Here is a 19623-nt window from a genome sequence, read left to right as displayed (position 1 = left end):
TTATAGTTAAGTACTCAAGAGAAATTAATTGCAAATTGGTTACCATAACCGCCCAATAACGTATTTAATTCATTCTCCATTGTCTCCTGAGTCCAAGTGATAAAACGTCGCCAATGGTATTTGGCTTGTTTCCAGACGATTTCAATCAAATTCAGCTCTGGGCTGTAGGCGGGAAGGTAGAATAAAAACAGGTTGTGTTCTCGTAACCAGCTATTTCTGATTTTTTCTTCAATCCCGTGATGGATACGCGCATTATCCAACACTAAAAATGTCAGGCGGTTGTCCCCTTGTTGGGCGAGCTGCTCTAAAAAATCAATCACGTCATCTCGCGTGATACTGCCTGACGTTGTCTGGTAAAACAGCGTGTTATCCGTGTAATTTAACGCCCCCAGAACTGACCGCCTGTCATGCTCTTGAGGCTCAGTTTCATGGGGCTTACCCCGTGGACTCCATCCATATTGCACCGGAGGAGATGCGGCAAAACCCGCCTCATCAAAATAGACCAAACGGTAATGGCCTAACTGTGCTCCAGCCTTAATTTTATTCAGCAAGGCGGATTTGTTAGCAAACTCCGTTTCGTTGCGCTTTTTTTAAGCGATAGACGGGTGCGTTTATAGGTGAGCCCCTGCTTTTTCAGGGTATTTGCCAGCGTTTCAAGCGTACAAGGCAGGGGCCCATGCTTTGCCTCAACGCACTGGGCTATCCGTGCGAGAGTTAGGGACTCTGCACAGGCAGCTTCGACCGCAGTGGCAATCATTTCAGGCGTCATAGCGAGATACCGGCCTCCAGCATGACCGCCTAATAATCCCGCTATCCCTGAATTGTGCCACATGTGAACCCAATTATAGATAACCCGGAGACTGCATCCTATTTCAGCGGTGATCTGGGACGGCTTGCTCCCTCTGGCAAGCATGAGCAAACCCGTTCCTCGCGTACGGATATCCCGGTGGGGATGATTCAAAGCGAGTTGTTGCAATGTTATTCGTTCAGGCTCAGAAAGTATTATCTTCGATTTCATAAGGACAGGCAGAAAATCAGGTTATCGTGTTATCGATTGTAACAGTAATGCAGATAGTTTATCTGATTAACTTATTAAATTTAAAAATAGAATAAATAGGTTTTCATAATTGTGATACACCCATTTTTCTCATCCCCGGTTTCTGCTGTTGTAAGGAAGCGGTTTCCATGAAGATTTTGACATGGTGAAGCAACTGCCACATAAATTGGCAGCAGTGGTTTCGTGTCACGGTTTCATGCAAGGATTGCCATAGACGTTCAATTTTATTCAACCACGGGGAATAGGACGGTAAAAAGAGAAGGTTAAATTGGGGATTTTTTGCCAGCCAAACCCTGACCTTCCGGCTCTTATGAATGCAATAGTTATCTAAAATTAACGTGATTGTCTTGGCACTGGTATATTGATGATTAATTTCATCTAACAATTTGATAAATAAATCTGAGTTCTTTCTCAAGCCACCGACATACGTGATTTCTTTCGTTTTCGCATTGAGGCAACCCGCAAGGTAGTGTTTTTGGTTCTTTCCGGGGGTAACAACACGCTTTTGCTGTCCTTTGAAGCACCAGTCTGCACCGATTTTCGGGTTAAGGTTGATGTCCACTTCATCCTCATATAAGACAGGATGTTTCCCTGAGGCATTGGATAACGCCTCGCTGATTTTGGCCATTTTTTCATCATACTCAGGGTCAGGTAATTTTAAGGTTGGCGCCGCCCTTCGCCAAACGATGCCCGCCCGACAAAAGTAGCGATAGAGTGTACTTTGAGAGAGCGATATATTCAGTATCTCATTGATTTTAAGTGTAATCAGTTCAAGGCTCCATCGTGAACGGAGATAGCCAAGATGTTGTGGAGAGTGCTGTAATAAGAAAGAAATGACGGAGAGAAGCGGGGCTAAATTCCAGATGGCAGGCCTTCCCGCAGGGAGGCTTTTAAGCCCTTCCAACCCGTATAATGTTAACCAATTTACCCAACGATTAACTGAAGAACGTGAACAGTGAAGCGTTCTGGAAACGTGAGAAACCGTACTCCCTTCATGCAACATCAAGAGCGCGGTGAGGCGACGTGCATAGTTCTTATCCCGGGTTTTCTGGATAGCTTTTTTCATTTGACGTCGTTCATTTCGGGGTATTGATGTTATGATTGGCATGACTCAGTCCATTTTGGGATTTGTTTTGATTTGGCGATTAATCAGATCGCGAAAATCGGACTGAGTTCCCTTCAAGTGATCTACTATTTTGAAAACCTATTTATGTTGGATTTGTTGTTAACATTTCTAGGTTTTTTATCGAAAGGTATTTTTATTTCGATGGATTTTACATGCATAATATAAATGGAATAAAAATGAAGTTATTAATAAAATCAATGACCATTGTGGCAATCTGGGGTGCTATGGCTGTTTCCGCATTTGCCATGAATAATACTGGTAATATTAAATTTAGCGGTAAAGTGACGAAAGGAACATGTTCGACTGCGGTTGCGAGTGGTAATGGTAATGTCAATATGCCTGATGTTGGTGTGGGTGATTTTAAAAACGTAGGTGATGCTAAAGGTGACACTGATTTTGATATTTTGTTGAGTAAATGCAGTGTCCAATCAAAGAATAGTTCTTCAGTAAAGGTCAAATTTACGGGTAGCACAGACGGCGATAATGCAAAGGTTCTGAAGAATATCGCTGCGGACACACCAGCAGCGGGCGTGGGTATTGGTATTTATAAGAAAAAAGATAACTCACTAATTCAAATAGGAAATGTACCTGTAGAAGTTGATACCTTAACTTCTGGAGAAACAACTAAGGCATTAAAATTTATTGCTAAATATGTGGCGACAAAAACTCCAGCGAATATTACATCTGGTCCAGTGCAGGCTTATGCCGGCTTTACCGTAGAATACAATTAACGCCTGACATTTTTATTTTCTTTTTCATCGCGCTTGCCATATTCCCACCCTATTGGGTGGGAATATCCCTTATTTTGCATTTATGTAGGGATTCAATACCGTTATGTCAAAACATTTTTTGATGGGCTTGTTATTTTTTCTGCCTGTTTTTCTCGCTCCCCCTGTTCACGCCGGAATAGCACTCAGTAGCACCCGTGTGATCTATGAGGCCTCGCAACGAGAAGTCGCCGTTTCCGTGATTAATGACAGCAACGAAGAGGTCTATCTTATTCAGTCTTGGGTTGATAAGTTCACGCCAACGGCTGAATCTGCGGGTGACAAAACGCCATTTTTAGTCACACCGCCTTTGTTTCGTCTGGATGGGGAGCAAGAAAACCGTCTGCGAATTATTCTGACAGATGACACATTGCCACGGGATCGGGAGTCGGTCTTTTGGCTTAACGTTAAGGCCATTCCTGCCCTGAAAGAAGAAGCAACCAATCGTTTGTTGGTCTCGCTGAAAAACCGGATAAAACTCTTTTATCGTCCGGAAGGATTGACAGCACAACTCGCCGCAACGGCTTATCAACAACTTATTTTTTCCCGGCTTGCCGGGCAATTGGTTGTGCAAAATCCAACGCCTTTTTATGTCTCTTTTTATGACATCAAGCTTGGGAACAGTTTAATACCGGAAGCGGGTATGGTGGCGCCATTCAGCAGCCGGCAATGGCCGTTACCTGTAAACTCTGGTCATACCATTACTTGGCGAGCCATCAATGATTATGGTGGCATCACTGAGCCTCAATACCAAACGTTATCACCTAGGTAATAACCTATCAGCCAGAAGGTATTGGGTGTCGTGATTGTTATTATTTTTGCTGTTTGTAAGCGGTTAGTATTGCCGGCGATGATATTGATGGTATCTGCCATTGGCTATGCCGGTGAACTCTTTGACTTAAATGCACTGGAAATCCATGATCCGTCCGCTCCACCGCCCGATTTAAGTTATTTTTCAGAAAAAGGGGGCAGTGCGCCGGGAACATACCGGGTGACTATCCGCGTTAATGATCAGGATAAGGATACACAAGATATCCAGTTTGTGATCGGGGCTGAAAAAAAACTTAAACCCATTTTATCTGTTCAGCAATTAATTGACTGGGGAGTCAATGTCTCTGCTTTTCCTGCTTTGAATCCACAACAACAGATCTCTGATTTATCTGATGTGATCCCTTATGCCAGTGCATCATTGCAACTCAGTCAGCAAACACTGTTGATCACCATCCCTCAGGCTTTGATGACAACGACAGCCCGTGATGCGATTGATTCGTCACTTTGGCAGCAAGGGGAACCCGCGTTATGGGCGAGTTATGACCTTAATGGTGCTGATACCCGGAGCCAAAATGATTCTGGTACGAATAATGTCTATCTGAATCTGCGTAGTGGATTGAATTGGGGAAGCTGGCGCTTACGGAATTATTCCACCTACTATCGATACTTTGGCCGACATTCTGGCCGAAATAGCGGCGATAAATCACGTTGGGAAAATCTGACTACCTCTTTGCAGCGTGATATTCATGCTCTGAAGAGCCAGCTTGTGGTTGGTGAGACAAATACACAAGGCGATTTGTTTAGTAGATTTGCTTTTCGCGGTATCACCCTGATGTCGGATGATAACATGCTGCCGGATAGTCAACGGGGATTTGCTCCGGTGGTACGGGGGATCGCAGAAAGTAATGCACAGGTGACTATTCGTCAAAACGGTGACGTCATTTACCAGGCTCATGTTCCACCCGGGGCTTTTGTTATTGATGACCTTTATCCAACCTCTGCCGGGGGCAATCTGGATGTTGTTATTCGGGAGGCCGATGGCCGTGAACACCATTTTGTGCAACCCTTTTCATCCATTCCGATGATGTTGAGGGAAGGGAACTTCAAATACCGCTTTACCGCGGGAGAATACCGCAACTCGCATGCAGATGCCCGTCAACCCATCTTTATGCAGAATGAGGTTTATTACGGCTTGTCCTATGCCGCAACGCTGTATGGCGGTATGTTGCTGTCTGCAAATTATCAGGCGTATGTGGTTGGTGTAGGATACAGTCTTGGTCACTGGGGTTCGCTGGCGTTTGATATCACGCAGTCACAGGCTGATATTGTCAATCAAGGCCAGCAACGGGGTTGGGTCTATCGGGCACAGTATGCTAAGGATTTTGAACAGACGGGGACGAATTTGTCTCTGACCGGTTCTTATTATCCTTCACCATATTTTTACGATTTTCAGAACGTCAATAACAGAGCGGCAAATGATGAGCTGTCATATCAGAATAAACATAAATTTCAGTTCACATTGAGCCAAGGCTTATCGGATTATGGCAGCCTCTATTTTTCCGGCTATTTGCAGCATGATTGGGGAAACAGCGGCACTACCCGCAGTTTGAATGTCGGGTACAGCGTGAATTATGCCGATATCCATTACACACTGAACTATACCCAAAACTATACCCAAAACTACAGCCAAAACATGCGTTCAGGCAACTCAATGGCCGATAACCAACTGGCATTCAATGTACAGGTTCCGCTTGACCGTTGGCTATCAGGTAGCTGGGCAACTTATAGCATCAATCATAATCGTCGGGGTGAGATTAACCAATCCGTCGGGCTGAGTGGTACGGCTTTAGGCAGGCTGAATTACTCTCTGCAACAGAGCCACAGTCATCACGAGCAGGGCACTAGCAGTAACCTTCATCTTAACTATAAAGGTCGTTATGGTGTGTTATCTGGTGGATATCACTACAGTGATGATACACGGCAGATTAGCTATGGTTTCAAAGGGGGCGTAGTTGCCCATCGTCATGGCTTAACCTGGTCGCAACCGCTGGGTGAGACCATTGTATTAGTCAGAACGTCTGGCGCTACTGGCGTTAAAGTGACCGGCTATAGCGGCGTGGAAACGGATGGGCAAGGTCATGCTGTCCTGCCTTATGTCAGCCCTTATCACCGTAATCGTATCGCCTTGTCACCAGATTCTTTTGCGGAGGGGGTGGAGATTGGCTCCAATATTCAGACGGTTATTCCAACCCAGGGGGCGATGGTTGTGGCTGACTTCCACACCCGGATCGGCCGCAGGGTACTGTTCACCTTGACCCATCAGGGCAAACCTATTCCTTTTGGCGCAATCGCGACATTGAATAACGGAAACAGGAATGAAGAAAATACTCCTCGCTCCTTGACGATTGCAAATCAGAGCATTGTGGGTCATGGAGGGGAAGTTTATTTTGGTGGTGTTCCAGAACAAGGCCAATTATTTGTTCAGTGGGGGAATAGTCAGTTGGAACAATGTAAAACGCATTTTATTTTGCCCAAAAGTAAAGCGATGGTGCTTTCAATAAAAACCGATTGTCATTCATAAAGTCAAACAGACAAATGGTCATCGTTTTTTAAGCAGTAAGACATAACGATAATTTATATAACGGATTACTAATGAACATATCTATTCCATCATGGTTACTGTTTGTACCCCTATTTTTTTCCCCTTGTGTGGGATATGCGTATGCTGATGTCTCCTGTACCGCACCTTTGCAAACATTGAGTTCCTATAAGATCTCACTCCCTGTGGATGCGCCTGTCGGTCAAGAACTGGAAAAAGCGGATAATAGATTGAGGCTGGAAGCAAGTCCGGTGATTACTTGCCAGGGGAAATCTCTGGACAAAACAGAAGCGGTTCTGGGTATCAAGGCCTATGGCGTGCCGTCAACGACGCTTAATGGCAGAAAAATTTTTCTTTTAGGTAATAGTGGCATTGGATATGCGATTAGGGGATTGACCGGCTATCCTCATGATAGAAAATATGTACGGGGAGAGAATAATAGTACGGTGCTTAAAACGGTTGTATTGCGGGATCATGGCGGAAGAATCAGTGTTGGAATTGCGTTGGTATTTTACCGTGTCGGCCAAGTTAAACCGGGGCAATATCCTCCTCAGCTTGTGGCAACCGCGACGGTAAATTTACGCAATCTGGGGGGGAAGGGCGTGGGGAAAGCTATCGAAATCGGGCAATTCAGTACCGGCAATATTGTGGTTGAATCGCGATCTTGTACCCTTGATAACAATTCCATTCCGGTAGTATTGGAATCGATAACCAGTATGCAATTACCTAAAGTGAGTTCTACCGCAGCGGAAAAGGCATTCGATATCCCTTTAAATTGCAACGAACGTATCAAAGTGAATATGCTTTTGCAGGCGGGTTCTCAAGGAGCTTATGATCCTCAAAGGGGGATTATCAAACTGAATCCGAATGCCAATACAGCCAGTGGTGTTGGGATTCAAATTTTGGATGGTAAGAAAGCAACCCCTATTCCTCTTGGTCAAAAAATTGAATATGCGAGAACGAGAACCGAAGGACCGGTCAATATTCCTTTAAAAGCACGTTATTATCGCTATGGTGATGTTAAGGAAGGGACAGTCAATGCGACAGCGACATTCATCATGAGTTATGAATAATATATACCAATCTAACTTGAAGATGCAGGTTTTAAAATCTGAAAGTTGTCAGTCAGTCTAGTCGTGAGTTCTTTCGCTTTTTCTGGCAAAGTGACATGAAAAAAGTGACGAAGGGTTTCACGGAATGTCTTCGCATCCGGAAAATAAACATTGTTACGTACTTGCTCATTCATATACTTCCACAATCGCTCTATTGGATTGAGGTTTGGGCTGTAAGGCGGTAGGTAATGCAGTTCAATATTAAGGACATATGCCACCTCTTTCACCAATTCTGCCCGGTGGTAACCCGCCCCATCCAGAATAATATGAATTTTTTGCGAAAGTGGGTAAGTTTCTCTAATAGCGCCGAAAAAATACGCGATATTTTCGGCATTGATACTCGGGTATTCACGGATCACGGTGTCTTCAATTCGTTGTAAATTGAGGGCGCCCAGAAGATTGAGACGGGTACGACTGCCGGTGGTTTCGACCACTTTTACCTGATTTTTCCCCGCTTTCATCCAACCATAGCTGAGCTTTGTGGACTGCGAAGGATGCACCGCATCAATAAATAGGATAGGTTCATTCTGACCTGCCCGGTCTTTCAGAGACTGGTAGTCATCAATAAATTGTTGCTGCTTATCCGCATCGAATTTATGAGGAACGCCCTTTGGCTTTTTGTAGCTGAAACCTTGTCGGTGAAGCCATTTCGTCATGCCTCCCACGCTGAAAGACACCTGCCAACGAGCTCGTACATAATCCACAATTTGAGCGGTCGTATGCAGCAAATTTGCCGTCAAATAATCAACCAGATCGGCGGTTTGTTTGGCAGAGAGATGGCTTTCAGAACCGCCATTTTCGGGGGTGAGTTTTTCCTGCGCGATGAAATCTTTTAGGTGACGGCTTACCGTAGTTTCATGAATACGTAAGGCCTGAGCAATCATCTGAGCTGTCCAGCCCTCTGACGCCAAAAGCACGGCCTTGATGCGATCACAGACTCGACTATCACGAGTGGTATCATGCATCAATTCGAGGGCACGTTTTTGTTCTGGTGTCAGATGAATTTTCATGATTGCAAGCATGATCGGGTTTGGATAAGAAATCAAGCATCTTCAATGGCGATTGGTATAGGTTAATATCAGGAATAATCTTCCAAATTATTGGGTGCTTATTTTATTAATCAATTAAATGAGAATGACTTTTGATAAATAACACAGAAACAGACCCCTTATCATTGCCAATAAACCAAGAGGTCTGTAGAGCTTACTACTTAAGCAGTAATCGAATAATCAAACGCTGATCTTGTGACCCGATAGCGCTGAATTATGACGGGCTTGGCCGTCCGCACCATAAAGAGAAGGGCTGTGGTGACTTTTTAGAAAAGCGATGGCTTTACTGTTCAATTCAATATGTTGTTCCAACAAAAATCCATTATGCGAATTTAAGTCACGGATACGTTCAACAGATTGATTAATTTGACTCCATAATAGGGCTAATATTTCATAGCCAGCATAAGGCGCGCTTATTTTCAGCGTCTCATTTAACTGTTGGCGTTTTCGTTCAGCGTAGTCGAGTGCTGAAAGTAAAAATGTCTTTTGTTCCGTCACACGATGTAAATGATTGGCTTCAATAGAACCTTCGCTCAATATACGCTGTTCTTCTGCCATAATTTGCGAAAGCGAATTTAAGTGCATGTTTTGCTGTTCAAGCAAGCGTTGAAGTTCTTCCATTTATGGCTCTTTGTGATTTTGATGGTTTATTTATCATATTCCATGTTTTCAAGGGCCTCCCTGAATAGGGCATCAGCAATTCTACCGCTGTCCATCGTTAGGGTTCCCTTGGCAATGGCTTCTTTCAATTGTTGTATTTTCTGGATATTAATATCTTGGCTGCTTGGCTGGACGAGCTTTTTCTGCGCCTCGCTCAACTTAACTTGTGTATCGGCGCTTTTTTCTGCGACAGCCACTGTTCTGCGAGTGCTCTGGGCACCTTCATTGGCATTGCGTTGTTGCAAAGCAGCCATAGCCAGTAGAGGTTGAGTGCGTTCAATACTCATAATCGTAATCCTTAAATCAGGCATTATTTATTTGTCTTAGGTAGCAGGCGATATACCGCTGGCATGCCTGTAAATCATGGTCTGTTGGTTATATCGGCGTGAAGAAATAAAACTTTAGCCATTTATAACATCATTTTTACACTGCCATTTTCTTGCGCTTCACCCGTAATAACCTGTCCGGAGTTCAGGCGGACACGGATATTATCAAAACTCGCAGCGTTGTTAATCGCTTTTCCTTCGTAGCGCACCTGAAAATGGTGTCCATCGACGGTAACAACCACATTTTGCCCGGCTTTAATGGCCCACGGACGCCGGATCATATTGCGTGTGATGAATTGTCCGGCAGGAATGTTGCGGATCGCAATACCATTTTGTATGGCCTTTCTGTTACGGATTATGTCGTTTGGCAGCTTATCTAAAGAACCCGTTTTTATTTGAAAATCTTTTTCTGTCAGGGATACATTGCGGTTAATCATCCGCTTAGAAACCAAATAAGGGCCGATAACATTAACATAGATCTGAATAAAACGGCGTTGCTGACCACAAGTCACAGGAATGGAAAGGTTGCCCCAATTTTTGTTGCTGATTAACGGTTGTATTTCAGGGCGTTCACAAGTCGGCCATTGTTGTTCAGGCGTTTTGATTTCCACGGAAACTTGGTGATTCGATGTGTGATGGATTTGCCTGAAATAGTCATTGATTAATTGGGGAAAGTCGCTTCCCCAAGCGGAAGCACTGGCAAAAACAAAAAATAGATTAAGGAAAAAGGCAAACAACCCGATAAATTTTAATGCAGGCATTCCACCACCCAATCCTGTTAGCGAACCATGATTGCAAAAAATATTCAGCACCTGTTGGAGATTATGGCTGTTGCAGATTACTGCTTTTGAAGACTAACAGTGTAACCCGATTGATGGTTCGTTAATGGGATAAATAGCAATCCAATTTGTTTCTATTCTTCGAATTACCTTTTTCTTCTGCGTTTATTCTGTTAGTTGCTTGGAGCTTAACTCCACAGATTTCACTAACAAAACCGAGGGAGGAATATGCTCGATAAATTAGATGCCGCCTTTCAATTTCGACAAGAAGCGCTGGCACTCCGCAACCAGCGGCAGGAAATTCTGTCTGCCAACATTGCCAATGCAGATACCCCAGGCTTCCAGGCGCGTGATATCGATTTTGCTGCTCAACTGAAAAAAGTCATGGCACAGGGTCGTGTGACGGGAAATGGAATTGGGCTGACTCTGACTTCCGATCGACATATTCCCGTCCAACCTCAAAAACGTCTGGAGATGGATCTGCTATATCGGGTGCCATACCAGACGGCTATGGATGGAAATACCGTTGACATGGATATGGAACGCAGCAATTTCGCTGATAACAGCCTGAAATATCAGGCCGAACTTACGATGACGAATGCACAAATCAAAAGCATGATGTCAGTTCTACAGTCACAAGGATAATGGGCATGTCTCTACTGAGTATTTTTGATATTGCCGGTTCCGCGCTCTCCGCGCAGTCCCAGCGACTGAACGTCAGTGCCAGTAATATGGCAAATGCCGACAGCGTGGCCGGGCCGGATGGCGAACCTTACCGTGCCAAGCAAGTGGTCTTCCGCGTCGCTGCCCCCGCCGGGCAGGAGATCGGCGGCGTCCGCGTGAGCGACGTGGTGGATGATCCTTCCCCTTTCCGCCTTGAGTACCAACCCGGTCACCCGCTGGCCGATGAAAAAGGGTATGTGCGTATGCCAAATGTGGATGTGGTCGGGGAAATGGTTAATACCATTTCTGCTTCCCGCAGCTATCAGGCAAACGTGGAAGTGCTTAACACCACTAAGTCCATCATGTTGAAAACCCTGACGTTGGGTCAGTAACAGGAATTTCGTTATGGGAATTACCAGTTCAATTAATGAATCATTGGATAATTCAACCGTCGGTGAACTGGCTAAGTTGACCAACGGGAAACCGCAAAATAGTGGTGATATTAAAGATAGCTTCTTGAATATCTTGGTTGCACAACTTAAAAACCAAGATCCCACCAATCCAATGCAAAACAGTGAATTGACTTCGCAGATTGCGCAGATCAGTACGGTTGAAGGCATTGAGAAGCTCAATAAAACGTTGGGTTCTATTGTCGGGCAAATGGACAGCAACCATACGATGCAAAAGGTTGCACTGATTGGCCGGGGGATCATGGTTTCCGGCAATGATTATGGCAATGAGATTTTGGTGGGTGCCAAAGAAGCAGGGGGCACCAGCATAAATCCATTTGGCTATGAACTGGATCGACCTGCCGATATTGTCAAAGTGACCATCAAAAATAAAAGTGGCGCCGTGGTTCGGGAAATGGAATTCAACAAATTGGATCCCCATTCCTCTGAATATTGTCGTGCCGGAACCCACCTTCCCAACTGGGATGGCAAAGACGCAGACGGTAATGCCGTGGAGGATGGCGCTTATAACTTCACCATTTTTGCCAGCCAACAAGATCAAACCTTGACAACACACCCCCTGAGGTATGCCAAGGTTTACGGCGTTATACGGCAGGAGAATGGCACTCAATTAGATTTAGGATTGGTGGGGACGGCAAACATGGATGAAGTACGTCAATTTCTTTAATTAAACGGAGGACATATGTCTTTTTCACAAGCGGTCAGTGGCTTGAATGCCGCAGCGGGTAATCTGGACGTTATCGGTAATAACATTTCAAACTCAGCAACATTTGGTTTTAAATCCAGCTCCGCGACCTTTGCGGATGTTTTCAGTGGTTCAGAAGTGGGTTTGGGGGTTAAGGTTTCGGGTCTGGTGCAGAACTTTAAAGATGGCTCAACCACCACGACTAACCGCCAGTTGGATATGGCGATCACCCAAGGCGGTTTTTTCCGCATGCAGGATACTAACGGCAATATCTTCTATTCCCGTAACGGTCAGTTCAAAATGGATGCAGATCGTAACCTGATCAATATGCAGGGCATGAAGCTGACCGGTTATCCGGCGGTAAACGGCGAAGTTCAGCAAGGCGGTGCTGTGGGACCCATTTCGATTCCAACCGATATGTTGAGTGCGAAAGCCACGACAGAAGTCAAGTTGAAGGCCAATCTGAAGTCAACGGTCGAAGCGATCGACCAGACAGAAAAAGCATTCGATCCAACCAATCAAGACAGTTACCACTACAGTACACCCCTGCCAGTTTTTGACAGCCTGGGGAATCAACACGAACTCAACGTGTACTTTGTGAAAAGAGCAGACAATCAATGGGAAATTAAAGCCAAGGATACTTCTGTAGAAAATGCTGAAGTTCAAGAATTGGGTAATGTGGCATTTGATGGAAATGGACAAATGTTGGGCACCAATAATGTGTTCAAATTCGAGATGGCATCTTTGAATGGTTCAATCGCGGCACCAATTACCATTGATTTCAATGGCAGTAAACAGCAGGAAATTCCACAGCATTTTATTGCCAATCGATCACCAGACGGTTATACCGCAGGGACTTTCACCAGCTATCGTATCGAAAATGACGGCAAAATTTACGGCAACTACTCCAACGACCAGAAGCAAGTCTTGGGGCAGATCGTGATGGCAAACTTTGCCAACCCGGAAGGTTTGTCTGCACAAGGCGATAACGTCTGGGCTGAATCGGCTTCATCCGGCAGCCCGGTGGTGGGGATTGCCGGTTCAGGCAACTTCGGTAAGTTCATCAGCGGTGCGCTGGAAGCGTCTAACGTGGACATGAGCCAAGAGCTGGTCAATATGATCGTCGCCCAGCGTAACTATCAATCCAACGCCCAGACCATCAAGACGCAGGACCAAATTCTGCAAACACTGGTCAGCATGCGTTAATAAGCTCAGGCGGATAGCTTTATGGATCACGTCATTTATACCGCGATGGGCGCCGCGCGCCAAACGCTGGAGCATCAGGCGGTCACCGCCAACAATCTGGCCAATGCCTCAACACCCGGCTTTAAAGCCCAGCTTGCCGCACTGCGTGCTGTGCCGATTGAAGGTGAAACCCTGCCGACACGTACCCTCACCGTGGCTTCTACTCCCGGCATGGACAGCCGTCAGGGACCGATGAATTATACCGCCCGTCCGTTGGATGTGGCGGTCGGACAAGGCGGCTACCTGGCTGTCCAGCTCGAAAACGGGACGGAAGCCTATACCCGCAACGGCAGCATCCAGATTTCACCCGAAGGGCAACTGATGGTGCAGGGGCGTATGTTGATGGGTGAGAACGGGCCGATTGATGTTCCGCCGCAGGCTGAATTAACGCTCGCGGCCGATGGTGCCATTTCAGCCCTGATTGCCAGCGATCCGCCCACCTTGTTGGGTCAGATTGGCAAGTTGAAAATCGTCAAACCGGAAGCCAACCAAGTGGTGCGGGGTGATGAGGGCTTGTTCCATTTGACACCACAGGCGCGGGAACAGCAAGGCGATGAATTGGCGGCCAGCACCGAAGTGAAAATCATGTCGGGCGTGCTGGAAGGCAGCAATGTCAATCCCGTGGAAAGCATGGTGAACATGATTGCCAACGCGCGTCGCTTTGAGATGCAGATGAAAGTCATACACAGTTCTGATGAAAATGCCCAGCGGGCTAACCAAATTCTCGCTGTGAGCTAATCGGGGGAGATAAATTCATGATCCGATCTTTATGGATTGCCAAGACTGGGCTGGATGCCCAGCAAACCAATATGGATGTCATTGCCAACAACCTGGCAAACGTCAGTACCAACGGCTTTAAACGTCAACGCGCGGTGTTTGAAGATTTACTCTATCAAACTGAACGTCAGCCGGGTGCAATGTCATCTGAACAGACGAGTCTGCCATCCGGTTTGCAGATCGGTACCGGTGCACGTCCGGTGGCGACTGAACGTCTGCACAGTCAGGGTAATTTGACTCAGACTAACAGCAGCCAAGATGTGGCAATCAAGGGACAGGGTTTCTTTCAAATCCAGATGCCTGACGGTACGACAGGCTATACCCGCGATGGTTCATTCCAGAAAGATCAAAATGGGCAGTTAGTGACTGCGGGCGGTTTTCAGGTCGTGCCGGCGATTATCATTCCAGACAATGCCACCAAACTCAGCATTGCCCGCGATGGGATCGTCAGCGTGAATGTACAAGGCCAAAATGCCCCTCAGCAGATTGGACAACTGACACTCACCACGTTCATCAATGAAAGCGGTTTGGAAAGTGTCGGTGAAAACCTCTATCTGGAAACTAACAGTTCCGGTGTTCCGGTGGAAAATGCGCCGGGCATCAATGGCGCTGGGTTGCTCTATCAAGGCTATGTTGAGACCTCTAATGTCAATGTAGCGGAAGAGTTGGTCAATATGATCCAGGTTCAGCGCGCTTATGAAATCAACAGTAAAGCCGTATCGACCTCTGATCAGATGCTGCAAAAACTGACGCAGTTATAACCTAATCATGACCTAACCATGACATGAATAGTGGGGAAATCATTTCCTCCACTATTCTCACGATAAATTTAAGAGCCTATTTTTTTAAGAGCCTATTTTTTAAGAGCATAGAAGATGGATACCATGCCCGTTGCCGAAAGCCATGCGAACAACCATGAGGCTGATGGCTCCACTGGTTTACGGAAAAACCAGAGAAATAAGTGGCGTATCAATATATCTGTGGCGGTACTGGCACTGTCAGCACTGACACTGGGGGGGTGTGCGTATATGCCGCACAAACCGCTGGTAGCAGGGCAAACAACCGCTAAACCCACCGAAGCGCCTGCGCCAACACCGAATGGTTCTATTTTCCAGACTGTCCAACCGGTCTATTACGGTTATCAACCGCTGTTTGAAGACCGTCGCCCGCGCAATATCGGCGATACGCTGACGATTATCTTGCAGGAGAACGTCAGCGCGAGCAAAAACTCCTCAGCCAACGCCAGCCGCAACGGGAAAACCGGTTTCACGGCGACCTTGACCCCGCGTTTTTTACAGGGAGTGATGGGAGGTGGAAAAACCGATTTAGGCATGGAAGGCAATAACGAATTTGGCGGCAAAGGGGGAGCAAATGCCAACAATACCTTCCGGGGCACGATTACCGTGACCGTGGATAAGCTACTGGCCAATGGCAACCTGCATGTGGTGGGAGAAAAACAGATCGCCATTAATCAGGGAACGGAGTTCATTCGTTTCTCCGGCGTTGTTAACCCGCGCACCATCACGGGCAACAATACGGTCAGTTCCAATCAGGTTGCTGATGCCCGCATTGAATATGTCGGTGATGGCTATATCAACGAAGCGCAGCACATGGGCTGGTTGCAACGTTTCTTTATGAATATCTCACCGTTTTAAAAGAGGATGGTCAGGATGAAAAAATTAGTCACCAGCCTTTTTACGCTGTTGTTGGTGCTGTCCGGTGCGTTCACATCGACGGCGGTTTTTGCCGAACGTATCCGCGATTTGACAACGATTGAAGGCGTGAGGGATAACGCGTTGATTGGTTACGGTTTGGTGGTCGGTCTGGATGGAACCGGTGACCAAACCATGCAGACCCCGTTCACCACGCAAAGCCTGAGCAATATGTTGTCACAGTTGGGGATTACCGTTCCCTCTGGGACGAATATGCAGCTTAAAAACGTCGCGGCTGTGATGGTGACAGCCAAGCTGCCCCCTTTTGCCCGTGCAGGGCAAAATATTGATGTTGTCGTTTCCTCGCTGGGTAATGCGAAGAGTTTGCGGGGCGGGACATTGCTGATGACCCCACTGAAAGGGGTGGATAATCAAATCTATGCCCTGGCTCAGGGCAATATTCTGGTGGGAGGCGCAGGGGCGAGTGCCGGCGGTAACAGTATTAAGATCAATCAGCTTGCGGGCGGCCGTATCTCCAATGGGGCGGTGATTGAGCGTGAACTGCCCACCCAGTTCGGCCAAAAAGGCACGTTAAACCTGCAACTGAATGATGATGATTTCGGGCTGGCCCAGCAAATCAGTGATGCGGTTAACCGGTTGAAAGGCACGGGGACGGCAACACCACTGGACTCCCGCACGGTGCAGTTGCGTTTGCCGATTGAGAACAGCGAACAGGTGAAATTTCTGGCCCAAGTGCAGAATTTGGCGATTCGTGTCGATGCCGGTGATGCCAAAGTGATCTTCAATTCCCGTACCGGATCGGTGGTGATGAACCGCAATGTGACGCTGGACAGTTGTGCGATTGCTCACGGTAGTTTGTCGGTGACCGTCGAACGTCAGATAGTAGTCAATCAGCCCAATACACCACTGGCGGGAGGCAGCACCGTCGTCACCCGTAATACGGGGGTTGGTATTCAGGAGCAGGGCGGCGCCTTGCAGCAGCTCAGTGCCAGTGCGAATCTGACGCAAGTGGTGCGCGCGTTGAATGCGTTGGGTGCAACCCCGACGGATTTAATGTCGATCTTGCAGGCAATGGAGAGCGCAGGTTGTCTGCGGGCGAAGCTGGAGATTATCTGATGAGTGATTTTCTCACGATGTCCAGTGCCGCTTATGATGTCAATTCACTGCATTCACTGAAAGCCAAATTATCACAGGAACCACAACAGGGGCTACGGCAAGTAGCCCAACAACTGGAAGGCGTCTTCGTGCAGATGATGCTGAAAAGTATGCGTTCCTCGTTGCCGCAGGATGGCATGTTAAGCAGTGACCAGACCCGTTTTTATACGTCGATGTACGACCAACAAATTGCCCAAGACCTTTCGCAAAAGGGGCTGGGATTTGCTGATATGATCGTCAAACAGTTCTCCAACGCGAATCATGTTCCCAGTGAGTTAGCCGGTACCGTGCCGATGCCGCTGGATAATGAAATCCTGCAAACATTACCGAAGCAGGCGCTGGAGCCGTTTATGCGCAGGGTTATGCCTGACGCGATGTTTGGCGATATATCTAAGAACGATAGGTCTAAAAACTCGTCTTCGGCCTTCTCCCAGAGTGCCGTTCAATCGAAGCCATTACCGATGAACAGTGCCAGCTTTGTTTCGATGCTTTCCTTGCCGGCACAGTTAGCAAGCCGGCAAAGCGGCATTCCTCATTTATTGATTATTGCACAGGCAGCGCTGGAATCCGGTTGGGGACAACGGGAAATTTTGACGGCAGAAGGTAAACCGAGCCATAACCTGTTTGGTATCAAGGCAGGGAAACAGTGGAAAGGGGCTGTCACCCGTATCATGACCACGGAATACATCGAGGGTGAAGCGAAGAAAATACAGGACAGTTTCCGGGTGTATGGTTCTTATGTGGAAGCGATAACCGATTACGTCAAGCTCCTGACGGAAAACCCCCGTTACGTTAAAGTCGCTGAATCAACGACGGCAGAGCAGGGTGCCTACTCCTTGCAAGAAGCCGGCTATGCCACTGATCCTGGCTATGCCAAAAAATTAATCTCACTGATCCAGCAGTTAAAAAATACCGGCCATCAAATGGCAAAAGCCTATTCTGATGATTTCGATAACCTGTTTTAAGCTCAAGGATCTGGCGATTTTGCCGATAACGGTAGCAGTGCATGACCTCCCATGACGGAGGCATAACGAAAACGTAAAAGGATCACCATATGTCCAATAATCTTATGAATACGGCCATGAGCGGTATTAATGCTGCGCAGGTGGCAATGAGTGTCGTGGGTAATAATATTTCCAATTCTAAAACTGAAGGGTATAACCGCCAGACAACCGTCATGTCGCAGAATAACGGAAACATGTCCCCGGTTGGCTTTATCGGTAATGGTGCGCATGTCAATTCCATTAACCGTCAATATAATGAGTTTGTCACCCAGCAACATCAGGTGGCACAGACCAAATATGAGGAATTAGTCACATACGATAATGGAATTTCTCAAGTTGACAATCTGCTGGCAGATAAGGCAACCAGCCTTTCCAGCGCTATGGCAGACTTTTTTAGCAGCCTGAGCACGCTTGAAAATAATGCCGAAGACAGTGCAGCAAGAACCACCGTGCTGGGTAAAGCGGAAGGGTTGGTTAATCGATTTAAAGAAGCGGATCATGTTCTCCGTAATTTGGACAGTGGTATTAATAGCCAAATTGAGAACCATGTCAAAGACATCAACAAATACGCAGAAGACATTGCCTTTCTGAACGATGAAATTTCTCGTATGCGTGGTGCGGGAACGGGTGAACCTTTGGCATTACTGGATAAACGCGACGATGTGCTGGGTAAACTTAATAAACTGGTTAAAGTCGACATGACCCAGCAAGACGGTGGTGTTTACAACGTCTCATTTGGTGGCGGTATGTCACTGGTATCAGGCAGTAAATCTCATCGGCTGGAAGCGATCCCATCCAGTGCAGACAGCAGCCGAACTACGCTGGGTTATAACAACGGTACGGGTACGAGAGAAATTGATGAGCGTTTTATCTCGCAAGGGAAATTGGGCGGCGCATTGCGTGTGCGTAGTGAAGTGATAAACCCAACTCGCAATCAATTAAACCAGTTGGGATTAGTGATGGCGGATCAATTCAATCAGGTGCAACGCGCGGGTTTCGATCTGAACGATAAATCAGGTATTGATTTCTTCAACTTTTCCAAACCAGGTGCTATTTCTAACAGTAACAACAAAGGTACGGCCGAAATTACCGTGGCATACGCGGATACCACTAAAGTCAAAGCCAGTGACTACACCATCAAGTACGAAGGTGGTGATTGGAAAGTCCAGCGCGTCGTTGACAAGGAAATGATCGCGGTGACTAAGAATGGTAATGCGCTGGAATTTGATGGTTTGAAAGTCGAGATCAAGGCGACCAATCCACAGGATAATGATCGCTACACCCTGAAAACGGTCAGTAGCGTCATCGCAACGCTGGAAGTCAATATTACAGATTCCGCCCAACTGGCAATGTCTGGAGCCAAAGATTCAGGTCCAAGTAATAACAACAATGCGAAGAAGTTTACCCTCCTGCAAAAAAACAAGCTGATTGAGGGTAAAAATACCTTGACGGATGCCTATGCTTCGCTGGCCAGTACGGTGGGCAGTAAAGCCAATAGTTCTCAACGCAGTGTGGATGCCCAGAAGATTAACGTAGATGCACTTCATAAAGCTCGCGAGTCTATTTCTGGCGTCAATATGGACGAAGAATACGGTGAACTGCAACGTTTGCAACAATACTATTTGGCAAATGCCCGTGTTATCCAGACGGCATCGACCCTGTTCAATGCCATTTTGGAACTTCGTTAATGCGTTGTGGCTGAAAA

General features: G+C 46.7%; 21 protein-coding genes. 14 read left to right on the top strand and 7 right to left on the bottom strand.

The window, feature by feature from the left end; translation table 11 throughout:
* Window positions 1-14 precede the first annotated feature (14 nt).
* The 3 genes from XDD1_RS10825 to XDD1_RS10815 form a co-directional block, all read right to left on the bottom strand.
* Window positions 15-551, bottom strand: a complete 537-nt coding sequence (locus tag XDD1_RS10825) for an IS630 family transposase (protein ID WP_084720900.1) — start codon at window positions 549-551, stop codon at window positions 15-17.
* Window positions 545-1018, bottom strand: a complete 474-nt coding sequence (locus XDD1_RS10820) for a helix-turn-helix domain-containing protein (protein ID WP_045968011.1) — start codon at window positions 1016-1018, stop codon at window positions 545-547. Before XDD1_RS10820 ends, XDD1_RS10825 begins: the two co-directional genes overlap by 7 nt.
* Before the next feature lie 103 nt (window positions 1019-1121).
* Entirely contained in the window at window positions 1122-2165 is a 1044-nt protein-coding gene (locus XDD1_RS10815; protein WP_045970488.1) for an IS630 family transposase, read from the bottom strand.
* Window positions 2166-2359: 194 nt separating this feature from the next.
* Here XDD1_RS10815 and XDD1_RS10810 point away from each other — a divergent pair, with 194 nt between their 5' ends.
* The 4 genes from XDD1_RS10810 to XDD1_RS10795 all read left to right on the top strand — a co-directional run bounded on the left by XDD1_RS10810 (window position 2360) and on the right by XDD1_RS10795 (window position 7393).
* Window positions 2360-2914, top strand: a complete 555-nt coding sequence (locus tag XDD1_RS10810; RefSeq protein WP_167541630.1) for a fimbrial protein — start codon at window positions 2360-2362, stop codon at window positions 2912-2914.
* A 121-nt stretch (window positions 2915-3035) separates the two neighbouring features.
* Entirely contained in the window at window positions 3036-3722 is a 687-nt protein-coding gene (locus XDD1_RS10805) for a fimbrial biogenesis chaperone (RefSeq protein ID WP_231854510.1), read from the top strand.
* A gap of 30 nt (window positions 3723-3752) precedes the next feature.
* Entirely contained in the window at window positions 3753-6302 is a 2550-nt protein-coding gene (locus tag XDD1_RS10800) for a fimbria/pilus outer membrane usher protein (RefSeq protein WP_045971098.1), read from the top strand.
* Between the two features lie 71 nt (window positions 6303-6373).
* Window positions 6374-7393 carry a fimbrial protein gene (locus XDD1_RS10795; protein ID WP_045971097.1) on the top strand — a complete coding sequence of 340 codons (1020 nt, stop codon included), beginning with the start codon at window positions 6374-6376 and terminating at the stop codon, window positions 7391-7393.
* 11 nt (window positions 7394-7404) lie between these two features.
* Here XDD1_RS10795 and XDD1_RS10790 read toward each other — a convergent pair whose 3' ends face one another.
* The 4 genes from XDD1_RS10790 to flgA all read right to left on the bottom strand — a co-directional run bounded on the left by XDD1_RS10790 (window position 7405) and on the right by flgA (window position 10228).
* Window positions 7405-8442 carry an IS630 family transposase gene (locus XDD1_RS10790; RefSeq protein WP_045968390.1) on the bottom strand — a complete coding sequence of 346 codons (1038 nt, stop codon included), beginning with the start codon at window positions 8440-8442 and terminating at the stop codon, window positions 7405-7407.
* A gap of 219 nt (window positions 8443-8661) precedes the next feature.
* Window positions 8662-9102 (bottom strand): flagella synthesis protein FlgN, encoded by a 441-nt coding sequence (locus XDD1_RS10785; RefSeq protein WP_045971095.1) that lies wholly within the window; start codon window positions 9100-9102, stop codon window positions 8662-8664.
* A 26-nt stretch (window positions 9103-9128) separates the two neighbouring features.
* Complete coding sequence (gene flgM, locus XDD1_RS10780) at window positions 9129-9428, bottom strand: flagellar biosynthesis anti-sigma factor FlgM (RefSeq protein ID WP_045971094.1); 300 nt, start codon at window positions 9426-9428, stop codon at window positions 9129-9131.
* 122 nt (window positions 9429-9550) lie between these two features.
* A complete protein-coding gene (gene flgA / locus XDD1_RS10775) occupies window positions 9551-10228 on the bottom strand; it encodes a flagellar basal body P-ring formation chaperone FlgA (protein ID WP_045971093.1) in 678 nt (225 codons plus the stop codon).
* Window positions 10229-10474: 246 nt separating this feature from the next.
* On the opposite strand from flgA, the gene flgB reads away from it, so the two are divergent.
* The 10 genes from flgB (at window position 10475) to flgK (ending at window position 19606) form a co-directional block, all read left to right on the top strand.
* Complete coding sequence (flgB, locus tag XDD1_RS10770; RefSeq protein WP_045971091.1) at window positions 10475-10891, top strand: flagellar basal body rod protein FlgB; 417 nt, start codon at window positions 10475-10477, stop codon at window positions 10889-10891.
* A 5-nt stretch (window positions 10892-10896) separates the two neighbouring features.
* Entirely contained in the window at window positions 10897-11301 is a 405-nt protein-coding gene (gene flgC / locus XDD1_RS10765) for a flagellar basal body rod protein FlgC (protein WP_045971089.1), read from the top strand.
* A 13-nt stretch (window positions 11302-11314) separates the two neighbouring features.
* Window positions 11315-12046, top strand: coding sequence for a flagellar hook assembly protein FlgD (locus XDD1_RS10760; RefSeq protein WP_045971087.1), 732 nt, complete (start codon window positions 11315-11317; stop codon window positions 12044-12046).
* Between the two features lie 15 nt (window positions 12047-12061).
* The gene (gene flgE / locus XDD1_RS10755) at window positions 12062-13270 is read left to right on the top strand and encodes a flagellar hook protein FlgE (protein WP_045971085.1); all 1209 of its coding nucleotides are present in this window, start codon (window positions 12062-12064) and stop codon (window positions 13268-13270) included.
* 21 nt (window positions 13271-13291) lie between these two features.
* Window positions 13292-14047: a flagellar basal body rod protein FlgF gene (locus XDD1_RS10750; protein WP_045971083.1), complete on the top strand. Its 756-nt coding sequence runs from the start codon at window positions 13292-13294 to the stop codon at window positions 14045-14047.
* Between the two features lie 17 nt (window positions 14048-14064).
* On the top strand, window positions 14065-14847 hold the full coding sequence (gene flgG, locus XDD1_RS10745; protein ID WP_045971081.1) for a flagellar basal-body rod protein FlgG: 783 nt from the start codon (window positions 14065-14067) through the stop codon (window positions 14845-14847).
* A 114-nt stretch (window positions 14848-14961) separates the two neighbouring features.
* A complete protein-coding gene (locus tag XDD1_RS10740; protein WP_045971079.1) occupies window positions 14962-15741 on the top strand; it encodes a flagellar basal body L-ring protein FlgH in 780 nt (259 codons plus the stop codon).
* Between the two features lie 15 nt (window positions 15742-15756).
* Entirely contained in the window at window positions 15757-16875 is a 1119-nt protein-coding gene (locus tag XDD1_RS10735; protein ID WP_045971077.1) for a flagellar basal body P-ring protein FlgI, read from the top strand.
* Window positions 16872-17879, top strand: a complete 1008-nt coding sequence (gene flgJ, locus XDD1_RS10730; RefSeq protein WP_197541026.1) for a flagellar assembly peptidoglycan hydrolase FlgJ — start codon at window positions 16872-16874, stop codon at window positions 17877-17879. The genes XDD1_RS10735 and flgJ overlap by 4 nt, the downstream gene beginning before the upstream one ends.
* Before the next feature lie 89 nt (window positions 17880-17968).
* On the top strand, window positions 17969-19606 hold the full coding sequence (flgK, locus tag XDD1_RS10725) for a flagellar hook-associated protein FlgK (RefSeq protein ID WP_045971074.1): 1638 nt from the start codon (window positions 17969-17971) through the stop codon (window positions 19604-19606).
* Window positions 19607-19623 lie beyond the last annotated feature (17 nt).

Origin of the sequence: Xenorhabdus doucetiae (assembly GCF_000968195.1) — a bacterium.
In the GTDB taxonomy this organism is placed as follows: domain Bacteria; phylum Pseudomonadota; class Gammaproteobacteria; order Enterobacterales; family Enterobacteriaceae; genus Xenorhabdus; species Xenorhabdus doucetiae.
The sequence above is the reverse complement of the archived record's forward strand: the minus strand, read 5'-3'. Positions and strand labels throughout refer to the sequence as shown.